Source organism: Pseudomonas sp. QTF5, from assembly GCF_000512695.2.
In the GTDB taxonomy this organism is placed as follows: domain Bacteria; phylum Pseudomonadota; class Gammaproteobacteria; order Pseudomonadales; family Pseudomonadaceae; genus Aquipseudomonas.
In genome coordinates this window covers 76,747-89,790 of the sequence record NZ_AZRW02000023.1, presented here as the reverse complement: position 1 = coordinate 89,790, position 13,044 = coordinate 76,747, and the positions used below count along the sequence as shown (strand labels likewise).

The window sequence follows — 13,044 nt, the reverse complement described above, 5'->3', positions numbered from 1 at the left end:
CAGGACGAGAAAAGAGCGGCATAGCTGGACGGTTGACGCGACAACTACCTTGAAAAACGCCGAGTAGGTGGTTTTAGATAAGAAAGTCGGCAGAACAAGGATTTACTCTCGCGTGTCAGGCGACGCTCAAACTATATGAGCCCACCTCAGCCAGAGCAATGCGCAATCGGGGCGCGGCTTCCGAGCGATATGTAGGACTTAACTGCTTTTCGGGTACGACCTTTTCAAACCGCCCTCAAAGCCCCATTTCAGGTGAGTTCCGCTCCCCTGTTAGACTGCCAAACCCCTCGACGGGAATCGATCTCTATACTCAATTCTCGCGCCGTTTTCCCCGTCGTTTCGCCCTATCGACGACAGCTCTGAACAAGGACATTTCATGATCACCACCACAACCCACACCATCGAAGGTCGGCAAATCACCGCTTACCTGGACATCGTCAGCGCCGAGTCGGTGCAGGGCGTTAACGTGATCCGCGATCTGTTTGCCGGCATGCGGGATTTTTTCGGCGGGCGTTCTCAAACGTTGGAGCGGGCATTGAAGGATGCGCGGATTCAGGCCACCGACGAGATCAAGGAACGGGCGCGGGCGCTTCAGGCGGATGCAGTGGTGGGGCTCGATTATGAGATCAGCATGCCGGCCGGCAAGGGTGGAATGGTGGTGGTGTTTGTGACCGGGACGGCGGTCAAACTGAGGTAAGTGGGTGTGAAAAAATCTTCACTGCGCCGCCGTGCCAAGGACGTGCACCTTCTGGTTATTCGCCATCCGGTTTTGTAGGAGGCAGACGCTGCCCATTCGTCGGGCACGTAACAATCTGAATCACAAGTCCGGGAATGACCAGCTAGTCTCAAAATCCTGGGTGGTCGATATTTTTCAGGCAAATAGGGCTTGCCGGTATCGACCCGTTGAGAGGAGCGAAGATATGACTGAGCCGTATATCGAAGACGACGGGGCGGATTTTCCAATCAATAATTGCGTGCAGTGTGGTCAGACGGACTATGTGCCGAGCTTCGGTGAAGACCGTATCAAGATCAACAAAATCAAATCCGCAGTGCCTCGGACCCGAGGGCCGAAATCGAAATTCATGCCCAAGCTGGGGGCGCCCTCCAGGAAGTAAACAGTGACTCGTCGAGCCCCGCCATTGAGCGGGGTTTCTTGTTTTTTAAGGGTAGAAATCACCCTTGGAGGCAATGCGAAGAAACGTCCTACAATATTGCGAACACTAGTGGTTTTTTTCACAAACTTTTCACACCAGCCTACGTAGTCTCAGCTCATCCGTTAGAAAGCAGTACCCTGGCCCGTCTCCCCAGCGGGCTTTTTTTTGCCTGTTATAAAACCTTTTCCATAAATGCTGTCCAACCGTCGCCAATGACGAGGTTGTTCCGTGTTTGTGTCTGGACTTTGCCTCCTCTAAAGCATTCAATCTCCGGCCTTTCGGTTTCCCCCCTTTTTTTGAGGCTCTCGTTATGCGTTTGACACTGCCTGCTCTGGTTCTGGGCCTTTTGGTTGCTCAAGGTGCGATGGCTGCCGGTGATGGCACTGCCGCGCTCGGTGGTGGTCTGGGTGGCGCGCTGGGTAATGTGGTCGGCCAGAAAATGGGCGGCAGCACCGGTGCAGCGATTGGTGCTGGCGTAGCGGGCGCAGCCGGCAGTGCTGTTGCAGCACGCAAAGGCAGCCGCACCAAAGCGGCCATCGGCGGCGGTGTCGGCGCGGCAGGCGGTTCGGTTATCGGCAACAGCCTGGGCGGTAAGACAGGTTCCACCATCGGCGCTGGTCTGGGCGGTGCATTGGGCGGCGGCGTGGGCAGCAATCTGTCCAAAAAGGGTCACTGATCCTGAATGATCCGCTGAAAAAGCCCGGCTCGATGCCGGGCTTTTTCGTTTTGGAACGTTTCTCCCGGATGTGGCTCAAATCTCGTACAGTCGGTATTTGCTTTGCTGTTCAACAGACGCAGATGCCAGGCTGAGGCCTATCCGCGGCACGTTCTTCCCCCGATGCGGAAATTAGAGGTTCATATCATGCGTTTGACATTGTCCACGGTGGTTTTAGGACTTTTGGTCGCTCAGGGTGCAATGGCTGCCGGCGACGGCACCGCTGCAGTGGGCGGTGGTCTTGGCGGCGCGTTGGGTAACGTAGTCGGCGGTCAACTAGGCGGCAGCACAGGAGCAGCGGTTGGCGCTGGCGTCGGCGGTGCGGCAGGCAGCGCGGTCGGTGCGCGCAAGGGCAGCCGCACAGAAGCGGCCGTTGGCGGCGGTATCGGCGCGGCGGGTGGCTCGGTGATCGGCAATAGCCTAGGCGGCTCTACCGGCTCGACCATTGGTGCGGGCGTGGGCGGCGCAGCCGGTGGCGCGGTGGGCAGCAACCTGGGTAATGACAGCGGCAGCTCACATTCCGGTGGCGGCAAACACAAGCACAAGCATAAAAATAAGTACAAGCATCGCTAACTCGATATCGAGTGACCGTAGAAACCCGGCCCAGTGCCGGGTTTTTCGTCTCTATCGTTAGGACTCTGGAACGATTGGCTGGAGGACGTCTCGAACTTTATATACACCCTGAACGTTGTGAGGCATGCCATGGCTCCAGAATCCGAAGACAAGGAAGAAGGCCCGATCAACGATCCTGGCAACGAAGATCCGGGGTCTTTGATGGACGACGCCACGGTGCCGCTCAACGATGCCGATGACGCAGGCGACGTGGGCAATTGCGAGTACGACGAATACGACGAGGAAGACGACGAGTGATCGTGCTTTGCGGTCGGGCCGACCGATCGTCCCTCTGATCGAACCGCGTCTATCGTGGTGTCCTCGAAATGTCAGGATCTGCTTTTCAGGTCCATTGAGAGGTGCGTTATGAACGCTGATCCAAAAGACTCCGACATCGACGACGATACCCCCGAATACCCGCTGCCTTCACCCACCGACTCCCTCAGTCGCGATCAGCGCCCGCCCGACGATGACGACACCGGTGTGGAACAAGTGCCCACCGATGATGTGAAGCGCGGTGATGTGGAAGCCGACCCGGAAGACCCGGACATTGCCGGGGATGACGCCTCGGGCGAACCGAGCTGAAGCCTGCGCAGCGATCCATCGCCGCTCGTCGATGGTGCGGCACCTTTAAAAAGCGACCGCTGCCTGAGATCAGATAAAGCACTCTTTAAAGGAGGTGCGCCATGATCAGGTCAAAACTGACGACCCTGACGGTGTTCGGCTTATTGTCGATCAGTGCATTGGCGGCGTTTGCTCAATCGTCTGGCCGCGATGCGCCGGTCGACAAGGGCGGGATGCCACCTTATTCGGAAATGAATGCGGGTACCTCGGACGGGAAGGCGCCGCCACCGGACACCATTGGTGGTGGGAATGGCGGCGATGCCAATGGAAGCAGCACCAGCCCGGGGAAGGGAGGTGGGTCGATGAGCGATGGAAGTTCGATGGGGAGTGGTTCTGGAAGTGGGTCTGGAGAGTCAGGTGATTTTGAAATTGATGAGAGCGGTGGTGGAGCAGGAAGTGGAGGTAAAACCGGTAGTTCTGGCGGCTAAGTCAGAGTTTTTTTTGCTGTAGAACTGAGCCCAGCGTCGAGCTGGGCTTGGATGTTTTTCACAGACTATCGAAAGTTTCCTAGCCTCTTTTCTCGACTCGTTACTCCTCTGAAATGTCTGACTCAACCCAGCGCATGAAGAAGTCTCTTTGAACCTCCGGATCGTTCGTAAGATTGTTTTCTTCATAGTCAAAAATATTGACCAGATCACTCCTTGATGCATATTTACCTAGTGTGAGTTCATATGCTTTTACACCGAGCGACATCTGGGAGGACATGCTGGAAGGGTGTACGTTTATTTTGGCTCCCTTGCACAGAAACACTACGTCGCAGTGTTCTTTTCTGATGTTGCCAAGGCAGTCGTAAAAATCCGCTCCTCCATAACAAAATTAATGGTCAGCGTTTCCGAGTCGCAGAGAAGTTTCGCGACCTGGCGTCTACCGTTTTTGATCATTAAGATTTCTACGCTGTCCACTTTCTATTTTCTGTTCGGATTTAAAGGTGGTTGGCCTGATAGGCGACTATTAGTATCGATGAGTGTGTCGCCGAAATATCTGCCATGTTAACTTTGTCTTGAACACTTTATTTTGCTATCTGCAAGGTTTGTTTTTTCGAGCTAAATAAGTCAGTCTTCTTTAAGCTGGATTTTGGTTGCTGAATTAGTTTGTTTTGGTCGAAAATGGCTTATCCATTGATGGTAAAAATTTATTTGTTCGGAAATGTCAGTGGTGATGTTTTTGTCCTCAAAATCAAAAATGTGAACAATATTATCACGCGATGCTGCTTCTCCCAGTGTCATCTCATAGGCGACACCTCCATTGCTCATCTGGGAGCACATTCGTGAAGGGAATACATTAAGTTTTGCTCCTTTGCAAAGGAATTTTATTTCAGGGAAGTCTCGTCGGATTTGTGCCAGGCATAAATACAGGTCGTGGTCGGTGTAGGTTTTTCTGAATCCATTTTTCATTTTGAACGTCAGTGAGCTAAAGCGCTCTTCAAGCGTTGCATCTTCAATGGTGTTTCCGACTTGTAGTTTTATGTGATGTTTCATTATGTTTGCTCTAGTTGTCAGATTTAGTAAGTGGGGTCGAATATATGGCTGAATGTTCTGTGGCTAGATGTTTTGTTTTGATATGGCTGCTGTGAATTGTAAGTGCTGTTACCGGCACTTGGCGCATTTGCTCGATGAGCGGTTTTGCGTGAGTTCATGACTCTATGTTGTTGGTTGTTTTATTGAATATTGTCTTCAGGTTTTTTTGGCGTCGTTGTAATAATCAATGACTCGATCCAGTTTTTGTAGAAAGTTTTTTGCTCCTCAATATTGTTAGTGATGTTTTCGTCTTCGTAGTCGAAAATTCGTACTATGTCCTCTTCTTCGCTAGGTTTTCCAAGTTTAAGTTCGTACGCGACTAATCCATTAGACATTTGGGATGACATTCGTGAAGTATGAACATTTAATTTGGCGCCTTTGCACAAGAATTTTATCTCAGGATAGTCGGCTCTTAACATGCCAAAGCATACGTAAAGGTCGTAGGCTGTATAAGTTTTTTTTAGGCCACTTTGCATCGTGAATGTGAGTGCCGGTTTTCTTCTGTCGCATTCGATTGTGGCTGTCTCTACGATCCCATGGTTATTTATTAATATTTCTATTGGTTTCATGGTTGCTTCCTGAAAGGGTTTGGTATGGAGTAGCCCTTATAGCTACCATCATCATAGACGGGGGTGGCGCCGACGATGTCATGATTTTTTATTCCTCCTGGGAATGCTATCTCAACCTCACGCCGATGTGGTGACATCATGCCAAGTTCTTTGTTTACATCAATTCCCCTAATGTTTTTCAGTGCGTATATGTAACCATCGGCAATCCCGTAGCCTGTGGCAAACTTTTTTGCCTCATTTTCGTTTGTCGTAGTGCTGACAAAGTAACTGGGAGGGCTTCTATTATCTAGTGCGTGCAAGTACAGATCTGTACTGTCTCCCAAGGGTTCAAATCCTGCCTCAAAAATTTCCCATGGTTCTCGGTCGTCACCACGGTACAAATAATAGTTCTCTTGTTTTGGATTCGGGGTTCTGGGCTCCCCCTCATCAACCCCCACCTTACCCGCCGGATCCTCATCCCCAAACGATGGCTTCTTACACCCATCCCCTCCAGGGCACTCACTCAACCCCAACGGGTCAACCCAACCCGCCGGATTGCGCGTGTACTGATAGCCGTTTAACCCACCCGTCAACTTGCTCGGATCCGGCGTCAGGTACCGCCCGACATCTGGATTGTAGTAGCGATGCCGGTTGTAGTGCAGGCCGGTTTCCGCGTCGAAATACTGCCCCTGAAAGCGCAGCGGTTGATCGAGGATTTGGTGGGTGTCACGGTTGAGGCGGGTGAGGCGGCCATACGCGGTGTATCGGGCGGCCCAGATGATGTCGCCGCTGTAGTCGGTGAGTTCTTGCGGTGTGCCGAGGTGGTCGAGTTGGTAGTAGAACGGACAGGCTTGGCGCGGGCCCTTGCCGTCGAGCATGGCCAACGGGCGGAAGCTGCCCGGTTCGTAGACGTAGCTGCGGTAATGCTCCTTGCTGCTTTCGGCGACGACCTGATCGCCTTGCCAGAAGAACTCGGTGGTTTTGCCGTCGACGGTTTTCTTGATACGCCGGCCGAAGGCGTCGTAGCGGTAGCTTGAACAACGACCGTCCGGGGTGGTGACGCCGATCAGGCGGTGCTGGCAGTCGTAGCTGTATTCGGTGACGAGTTGTTGCGCGGTGCCGCGGCGTTCGCGGGTCAGATTGCCGAAGGCGTCGTAGTCGTAATGGCGGTCGCCCTGCATCAGCAGGCGATTGCCCTTGACGGTCATCGGGCCGGGTCGGTCCTGCATCAGCAGGTTGCCGGCCGGGTCGTGGGCGAAGCTTTCCGGCGGTTGGTCACGGGAATAGCGGACGCGGATCAGGCGGTCGAGCGAGTCGTACTGGTAGCTGCGCTGGCCGTGGCGGGTGTCGGCAATATGGTCGAGATTGCCGTTGGCGCTGTAGGCATAGTCGCGACGGTACAGCGGATGTTGAGGTCGGCTGACGGCATGAGCTTTCAGCCGGCCCTGATCGTCATAGGCATATTCGCTGGTGAGTTGACCTTGTTGGCGTTGCTGTTCGCGGCCGAAGGCAAGCTGGTGGGTGGTGAGTCGTGTGCCGTTGAGGTCGATGGCCGTCAGCGCACCGCCCTTGGCGTGGTGGTAGTCGAGTTTGCTGTTGTCCGGCAGGCGCAGGTGGGTGAGTCGGCCGCAAGCGTCGTAGCGATAACGCAAGGTGCCCCAGCCCTGGTGTTCGGTGATCAGGCGGTCCTGTTGGTCGTACTTAAACTCCAGCGGGTGATCGTGGCCGTCATTGACGCTGACGAGTCGGCCCAGCGAGTCGTAGCGGTACTCGACCTTGATGCCATCGGGCAGGGTCTTGACCAATAGGCGTCCGGCCGAATCCCGTTGATACCCCGTAACCAGCTGCGAGCCGTCATCACCGAACTCGGTTTTTTCCAGCAAGTGGCCGTTGAGGTCGTAGACGTACGCGGTGCGGCGGCCGTCGAAGCCGGTTTCCTGTCGGATCAATCCGCTGGTCGTGTAGTCCAGCTGATATTTTTCGCCGGATTCGTTTTCGATTTCCGTGAGCAGCAGCTGCGCGTTGTCGTAGCGGTACTTCAGCTGGGTGCCGTCGGGATTGAGGCGACGGCTGACCAGATGCAGATCGTCGGCGTATTCGTAGCGGGTGACGCGGCCCAGTTCATCGCGTTCGGCGGTGATCTTGCCGTAGGCGTTGTAACTGAAGGCGCGGCTGGCGCCGGTAGGCAAAATCGTCTGAGTCAGTCGGCCAGCGGCGTCCCACTGGTAACGGGTGACGGTTCCGTGTTCGTCCTGACGGGTCGTCTGCCGCCCCAATGCATCGTAGGAAAACTTGCGCTGACCACCGTCCGGCAGCGTTTCCTCAAGCAACTGCCCCAAGGCATTCCAGACGAACACATGCCGGCTGGTGTCCGGGTAGCGGATCGACAGCAGCCGCCCCTGAGCGTCGTAGTGGCAATGGGTGATATGGCCGTCGGGATCGGTCGCCTCGGTCACATCGCCCTGAGCATTGCGCTGATATCTCCACACCGCTTTACCGCGATAGCGCGCATGCAGGAAACCGTTGCGATACTCGTAGTCCGTTGGCTCGTCTTCCGGCGGAATCAGCGCGATCAGGCGTCCGACGTCGTCATAACGGTATTCAGTGACGGCCCCCAGCGGATCCTGCTCGGCCACCAACCGGCCCTGTTCGTCATAGGCCTTGAGCTGTTCGCCACCGTTAAGCCCGACCTTGCGCACCAGCCGCGCGCGGTCGTCGTGCTCGTAAACCGCTTCGCTGCCATCGATGTTCTGGACGGTGACGCTGCCGTGGTCATCCCAGGCATATCGCGTATCTATCTGCGCAAATGACGCCCAATGCCGCACGCAGCGTGCCGCCTTGCCAGAGCGTTCCCACTCCCAGAAGAAACTTGCGCCACCGGCCAGTTGCCGCTGCAGGATCACATGCCGGTCGTCGTAGTCGTAACGCTCGCTTTCCCCGGCGGCATTGGTTACTTCGATCAAACGTTGGCGAGCGTCGTAGCGATAGAAAGCCAGCGTCTGCTCTGTACGCCAGGCTTCATTCATGGCATCGGTGCGGTGAAACGACTGGTATTCGACGGCGACGAGGTGCCTGCGCTCGTAGCACAACAGCAGCGAACGACCGGCGCGGTTATCGAGGCGTTGAATGCGATCCTGACGGTCGCGAGTGATATGGAGGCGGTTGTTGTAGGCGTCGCTGATCGCCGTTAAGCGGCCCCCTCGAAAGTGGTAGAACCGGCTCTTTTCGCCGGCCAACGCGAGAATCAACTCTTCCGGCTCGTCCCCGAGGTAAATCGCCGCCCGCGACAGGCTGTTGTGGATCACCGGGCGCTGGGCGCTCGGCAGCGGAAACGTCGTACGACGGTTTTCATGGTCGATCCAGACGACGTGTTCATCGTCCAGCTCCAACCGCTGCGCCAGTGAATGGCTCCAGCCCCAGCCCAGCCCGCAATCGATCTCCACCGCGCTGGTGCGGTACAACCGGGTGAAGGCAAACGGCAGCAACCCATCCAGCGAACCGTCGGTCAGGGTCAGCAGTTCTTCGCCACTGACCATTGACACCGGACAGCCGTTGGTAGCGGTTCTATTCGCCGAATCGGCACTGTCGCCGTTGGGATTTTTCGCCTGATTAGATGCATCGTCGTGAGGTTCGTGACGGCCCAGCCGGGTCATGGCGCCGGACTTGTCGCGAGCGATAGCGACAGGGTTGTTCACCTGTACAACTGGAGAGTTGCCAGCACTGATCTGTAACGGAACCGTCGGTGCCGGTTTCAGTGGTGCATTTCGCGCGTTGACCACGAGCGGTTTGAGCGCGCCAGCGTGGGCTGTCAGGTCAGATTTGGCCGTCAGTTCGGCCAGTCGCAAACTGGCCGCCGCCAACCACTGTCGAGCCTGCCGGGACTTGATCTTGTCCAGTACTTTGGCGCTCATGCCGAGCTTCAGGCCCGTAGGTCCGGTGAGGCGCACCAGCAGGAAACTGATCAACAGTTCTGTACGAATTTGCGCCACGACTTCGGCGATGTACTGCGGCGGCAACATCCTCAGCCAACTGGTGAAGGCCGCGAGATGGATGAACATCAACGGTTCATCGCTCAACATCAGCAACACATTGGCGATGGCTTCAGCCGAGGCATTCAGCAGCGTCTCAAGCTCGCCTTGGGTCAGGTACTCAAGGAGTTTTTCGCTGTTGGTTTGCAGGTCTGCTACCAGGGCGTAGACCTGCTTCACGTCATCCCACAAACCGTGCAGCGAACGCTCGAAGCCGCGCCAGTCGGCCTGTTGCAACATGCCGTAGCGCCGGGTGAACCCTGCCTCGGAAAAAACTGCCCATAAAGGCTCGAATTCGCTCGTCCATTCATTGCGCAGCCAGCCTTCCAGCTCGCCGATAACGTCCTGATAGGAGGCATAGAGTGCTTTGACGTGATCAGCGCAAACATTGGGGAAGAAGGTGATGCGATAGCGCTGGCCGCGCCAGCATTCGGGGATTTCGAGGATGCCGCTGGGGCCAATGGTTTTGTGGACGGGCTCACCGAACGTCAGTTCACCATTACGCTGCGAGATAACCGGTTCGAGCATCACCGGCGTATTGCCGATCGGCACGAAACGCGCGGCCTCAAACAGGTGCACCAGGGTCAACGGACCACTGGCGGGGCATATGGCGAGTGTCGAACCGACAGGGGCGGTGGAGTCCTTCGGCGCGCTGAGCCGGACTTCGTTGCCGACCTTGAACACTTGCTCGACATTCAGCGCCCCACCGGTCCAGAAGTTTTCCGCCCAGGCCTCGTAGTCGTTGAGGCAGAGTCGAAAATCACCGAGCAACGCTTCGACGTCCGGACGCTCGGGATTCATGGCGGCGACCACCAGCAAGCCGATGGCATTGTTCAAGGCCAGGACCTTGTCAGGTTCGAACATTCGCAGTCCCTCGCGCTGATCAATGTGGAACGCGAGACTTTGCGGGGGATCAGCAAGAAAAGAAGTCGGGAAAGGAGGTGTTTGGTGTAGGGGAAGTCGCTAAATCATCGCGGGAGTCTCGACACAGATTTTTGTATCCGTCAGGCGTTGCCCGTTGCTCTCTACCAATCGCGCTCGCTATGCTGCTGAACCCTTTAATCCATCACGGACCCGGTCGTGCCTGAGCCGCTCCTGGGATGCCATGAGAAAACGGATCTGATGCGATGAATGCACCCTTGGATGAGTTCGGCCCGATCAAGGCCGTGATTTTCGACATGGACGGCTTGTTGCTGGATACCGAGGGCATTTACACCGAGGTCACGTCCATCATTGCCGAGCGTTATGGCCGGACCTTCGACTGGAGCGTCAAACAGAACATCATCGGTCGTGGCGCGGGTGATCTGGCGCGCTATGTGGTCGAGGCGCTGGACCTGCCGATCACCGCCGAAGAATTCCTGGTGATCCGCGAACCCTTGATGCGCGAGCGTTTTCCGACGGCGCTGGCGATGCCTGGCGCAGAGGAGCTGGTTCGGCACTTGAAGGCCAATAACATTCCTATTGCGGTGGGCACCAGTTCTTCACGTCAGTCGTTCGGTCAGAAAACCACCTTGCACCGCGACTGGTTCGCGCTATTCGACTTCATCGTCACCGCGGATGACCCGGAAGTGGGGGCAGCCAAGCCGGCGCCGGATATCTTCCTGACAGCGGCGCGGCGCCTGGGTGTCGCGCCGGAGGATTGCCTGGTGTTCGAGGATTCACCGTTCGGCGTCACTGCAGCGAAAGCAGCGGGGATGACGGCGATTGCGATCCCGGATGCGGCGATGGCCGATGAAAAGTACGCACACGCCGATGGCATTCTTCGTACGTTGAAGGCGTTCAAGCCTAGTGCATGTGGCTTGCCGGCACTCGAGTGGGCTTAACACCGGTATAAATGTGGGGGCGGGCTTGCTCGCGAAGAGGGAGTGTCAGGCAACATTCAATGTCGACTGATACGACGCTTTCGCGAGTAAGCCCGCTCCCACAAGTGACCTGTATCAGGCGCCGAAACCACCGTCGATGGTCAGGCTGGCACCGGTGATGTAGCCGGCTTCGGGACCGACAAGGTAGGCGACGAAGCTGGCGATTTCTTCCACTTTGCCATAACGACCCACGGCCATCAGCGGGATCAGGCTTTCAGCGAAGTCGCCGCTGGCGGGGTTCATGTCAGTGTCGACCGGGCCCGGTTGCACGTTATTGATGGTGATGCCCCGTGGGCCGAGGTCGCGAGCCAGACCTTTGGTCAGGCCGACCAGCGCCGATTTGCTCATGGCATACGGGCCACCACCGGCGAAGGGCATGCGCTCGGCATTGGTGCTGCCGATGTTGATGATGCGACCGCCTTCGGTCATATGTTTGGCCGCTTCCTGGGTGGCGATGAACACACTGCGTACGTTGATGGCCAGGGTCTGGTCGAAGTCTTCGAGTTTGAAGTCTTCCAGCGGTGCGACGGCCAAAACGCCTGCGTTGTTAACCAGGATGTCCAGGCGACCGAAGGCTTCGACGGTGGCATTAACGGCATTGCGAATCGCGACGGCATCGGCGCTGTCGGCCTTGATGGCCAGGGCTTTGCCGCCTGCGCTGATGATGCTGTTTTGCAGCTCTTCGGCTTTTGCGGTGGAGCTGACGTAAGTGAAGGCGACGGTAGCGCCTTCGGCGGCCAGGCGTTTGACGATGGCAGCACCGATGCCGCGTGAACCGCCTTGAATCAGAGCTACTTTGCCGCTGAGGTGTTGAGTGGTCATGTCGATCTCCAGAAATTCAAGGCGGGCTGCCTTGTTGTCGGAGTCGAGTATCGGCTTCGCACTACCCAGCGGGTAGACCGTCATTGCTATAGTCTGTGTAAACCAGAAGTTTATAGTGGCGCTTATGGAAACCTTCAGCAGTATCGAATGCTTCGTGCGTAGCGCCGAGGTCGGCAGCTTCGCCGAAGCGGCGCGGCGCTTGAGCCTGACGCCGGCGGCGGTGGGCAAGAGCGTCGCCAAGCTGGAGGCGCGACTGGGTGTGCGGCTGTTCCAGCGCAGCACGCGCAGCCTGACGCTGACTGAGGCCGGCCAGCTGTTTCTCGGCGAAGTCAGCGCCAGTCTGCACACGATCCAGAATGCGGTGGCCAACCTGGCCAGCGCCGAAGGACGCCCGGCGGGAACGCTCAAGGTCAGCATGGGCACAGTGTTCGGGCGCTTGTACATCGTGCCGTTGCTGGGCGAGTTTCTGCAGCGCTTTCCGGCGATCAACCCGGACTGGCATTTCGATAACCGCCAGGTCGACCTGATTGGCCAAGGGTTCGATGCTGCGATTGGTGGCGGATTCGAGCTGCCCCAAGGGGTGGTGGCGCGCAAGCTGACGCCCGCCCATCGGGTATTGGTGGCTTCAGCCGAGTACTTGGCGGGGCACGAGACGATCGTCGAGCCTGACGACCTCAAACACCACGACGGCATCTTGATACGCTCGCCGCAGACGGGACGCGTGCGTTCCTGGCAGTTGACCAGTCGCACCCGGCAACACAGCCCGCTGACACTCAAGACGCGGATGACCATGAGCGATTCGGAAGCCGCCTGCGCCACGGCGGCTCAGGGGTTGGGCATTGCGTTGGTGAGCATGCCGTTTGCCGTGGGTTATCTGGATACCGGGACGTTGCAGCGGGTACTGCCTGACTGGTACGTCGACGATGGCAACATCTCCATCTATTACGCCGAACACAAACTGCTACCGGGAAAGACCCGGGCGTTTGTCGATTTCATCATTGAGCAGTTTACGGAGCAGGGGTTGGGCGCGCGGTTCAGTGCTCTGTGAGTCTGATTTAGAACCGAGGTGCGGCCTTCGCGAGCAAGCCCGCTCCCACAGGGTTTTGAGTCGTATCGTAATGATGTAAACGACACAAAACCTGTGGGAGCGTGGCTTGCCCGC

Annotated in this window: 13 protein-coding genes; 9 read left to right on the top strand and 4 right to left on the bottom strand. The window is 56.8% G+C overall.

Annotated elements, in window-relative coordinates; genetic code table 11:
- The first annotated feature begins 376 nt into the window (after nucleotides 1-376).
- The 7 genes from IC37_RS18490 to IC37_RS18465 all read left to right on the top strand — a co-directional run bounded on the left by IC37_RS18490 (nucleotide 377) and on the right by IC37_RS18465 (nucleotide 3,533).
- Nucleotides 377-697 (top strand): YbjQ family protein, encoded by a 321-nt coding sequence (locus IC37_RS18490; RefSeq protein ID WP_007902143.1) that lies wholly within the window; start codon nucleotides 377-379, stop codon nucleotides 695-697.
- Nucleotides 698-920: 223 nt separating this feature from the next.
- Nucleotides 921-1,115 (top strand): hypothetical protein, encoded by a 195-nt coding sequence (locus IC37_RS18485; protein WP_030127953.1) that lies wholly within the window; start codon nucleotides 921-923, stop codon nucleotides 1,113-1,115.
- A 349-nt stretch (nucleotides 1,116-1,464) separates the two neighbouring features.
- A complete protein-coding gene (locus tag IC37_RS18480) occupies nucleotides 1,465-1,830 on the top strand; it encodes a hypothetical protein (protein WP_007902140.1) in 366 nt (121 codons plus the stop codon).
- 186 nt (nucleotides 1,831-2,016) lie between these two features.
- Complete coding sequence (locus IC37_RS18475; protein ID WP_030127952.1) at nucleotides 2,017-2,442, top strand: glycine zipper domain-containing protein; 426 nt, start codon at nucleotides 2,017-2,019, stop codon at nucleotides 2,440-2,442.
- Between the two features lie 129 nt (nucleotides 2,443-2,571).
- Nucleotides 2,572-2,739, top strand: a complete 168-nt coding sequence (locus IC37_RS30115; RefSeq protein ID WP_177409413.1) for a hypothetical protein — start codon at nucleotides 2,572-2,574, stop codon at nucleotides 2,737-2,739.
- 108 nt (nucleotides 2,740-2,847) lie between these two features.
- Nucleotides 2,848-3,066: a hypothetical protein gene (locus IC37_RS18470; protein WP_030127951.1), complete on the top strand. Its 219-nt coding sequence runs from the start codon at nucleotides 2,848-2,850 to the stop codon at nucleotides 3,064-3,066.
- A gap of 101 nt (nucleotides 3,067-3,167) precedes the next feature.
- Complete coding sequence (locus tag IC37_RS18465) at nucleotides 3,168-3,533, top strand: hypothetical protein (RefSeq protein WP_081729241.1); 366 nt, start codon at nucleotides 3,168-3,170, stop codon at nucleotides 3,531-3,533.
- A gap of 624 nt (nucleotides 3,534-4,157) precedes the next feature.
- On the opposite strand, the gene IC37_RS18455 is transcribed toward IC37_RS18465, so the two are convergent.
- The 3 genes from IC37_RS18455 to IC37_RS18445 form a co-directional block, all read right to left on the bottom strand.
- Complete coding sequence (locus IC37_RS18455) at nucleotides 4,158-4,583, bottom strand: hypothetical protein (protein ID WP_051414780.1); 426 nt, start codon at nucleotides 4,581-4,583, stop codon at nucleotides 4,158-4,160.
- Nucleotides 4,584-4,762: 179 nt separating this feature from the next.
- A complete protein-coding gene (locus IC37_RS18450) occupies nucleotides 4,763-5,191 on the bottom strand; it encodes a hypothetical protein (protein ID WP_030127949.1) in 429 nt (142 codons plus the stop codon).
- Nucleotides 5,188-10,062 (bottom strand): RHS repeat-associated core domain-containing protein, encoded by a 4,875-nt coding sequence (locus tag IC37_RS18445; RefSeq protein ID WP_030127948.1) that lies wholly within the window; start codon nucleotides 10,060-10,062, stop codon nucleotides 5,188-5,190. The genes IC37_RS18450 and IC37_RS18445 overlap by 4 nt, the downstream gene beginning before the upstream one ends.
- A 263-nt stretch (nucleotides 10,063-10,325) precedes the next feature.
- Between IC37_RS18445 and IC37_RS18440 the strand changes: the two genes are divergently transcribed.
- The gene (locus IC37_RS18440) at nucleotides 10,326-11,021 is read left to right on the top strand and encodes an HAD-IA family hydrolase (RefSeq protein WP_030127947.1); all 696 of its coding nucleotides are present in this window, start codon (nucleotides 10,326-10,328) and stop codon (nucleotides 11,019-11,021) included.
- Between the two features lie 114 nt (nucleotides 11,022-11,135).
- Here the strand turns inward: IC37_RS18440 and IC37_RS18435 are convergent, their stop codons facing one another.
- On the bottom strand, nucleotides 11,136-11,882 hold the full coding sequence (locus tag IC37_RS18435; RefSeq protein WP_030127946.1) for a 3-oxoacyl-ACP reductase family protein: 747 nt from the start codon (nucleotides 11,880-11,882) through the stop codon (nucleotides 11,136-11,138).
- A 124-nt stretch (nucleotides 11,883-12,006) separates the two neighbouring features.
- On the opposite strand from IC37_RS18435, the gene IC37_RS18430 reads away from it, so the two are divergent.
- Nucleotides 12,007-12,930, top strand: coding sequence for a LysR family transcriptional regulator (locus IC37_RS18430; protein ID WP_030127945.1), 924 nt, complete (start codon nucleotides 12,007-12,009; stop codon nucleotides 12,928-12,930).
- Nucleotides 12,931-13,044: the final 114 nt, after the last annotated feature.

Coding starts and splice junctions, on each gene's coding strand:
- IC37_RS18490 (WP_007902143.1), top strand. CDS start 377: ATGATCACCACCACAACCCACACCATCGAAGGTCGGCAAATCACCGCT.
- IC37_RS18485 (WP_030127953.1), top strand. CDS start 921: ATGACTGAGCCGTATATCGAAGACGACGGGGCGGATTTTCCAATCAAT.
- IC37_RS18480 (WP_007902140.1), top strand. CDS start 1,465: ATGCGTTTGACACTGCCTGCTCTGGTTCTGGGCCTTTTGGTTGCTCAA.
- IC37_RS18475 (WP_030127952.1), top strand. CDS start 2,017: ATGCGTTTGACATTGTCCACGGTGGTTTTAGGACTTTTGGTCGCTCAG.
- IC37_RS30115 (WP_177409413.1), top strand. CDS start 2,572: ATGGCTCCAGAATCCGAAGACAAGGAAGAAGGCCCGATCAACGATCCT.
- IC37_RS18470 (WP_030127951.1), top strand. CDS start 2,848: ATGAACGCTGATCCAAAAGACTCCGACATCGACGACGATACCCCCGAA.
- IC37_RS18465 (WP_081729241.1), top strand. CDS start 3,168: ATGATCAGGTCAAAACTGACGACCCTGACGGTGTTCGGCTTATTGTCG.
- IC37_RS18455 (WP_051414780.1), bottom strand. CDS start 4,583: ATGAAACATCACATAAAACTACAAGTCGGAAACACCATTGAAGATGCA.
- IC37_RS18450 (WP_030127949.1), bottom strand. CDS start 5,191: ATGAAACCAATAGAAATATTAATAAATAACCATGGGATCGTAGAGACA.
- IC37_RS18445 (WP_030127948.1), bottom strand. CDS start 10,062: ATGTTCGAACCTGACAAGGTCCTGGCCTTGAACAATGCCATCGGCTTG.
- IC37_RS18440 (WP_030127947.1), top strand. CDS start 10,326: ATGAATGCACCCTTGGATGAGTTCGGCCCGATCAAGGCCGTGATTTTC.
- IC37_RS18435 (WP_030127946.1), bottom strand. CDS start 11,882: ATGACCACTCAACACCTCAGCGGCAAAGTAGCTCTGATTCAAGGCGGT.
- IC37_RS18430 (WP_030127945.1), top strand. CDS start 12,007: ATGGAAACCTTCAGCAGTATCGAATGCTTCGTGCGTAGCGCCGAGGTC.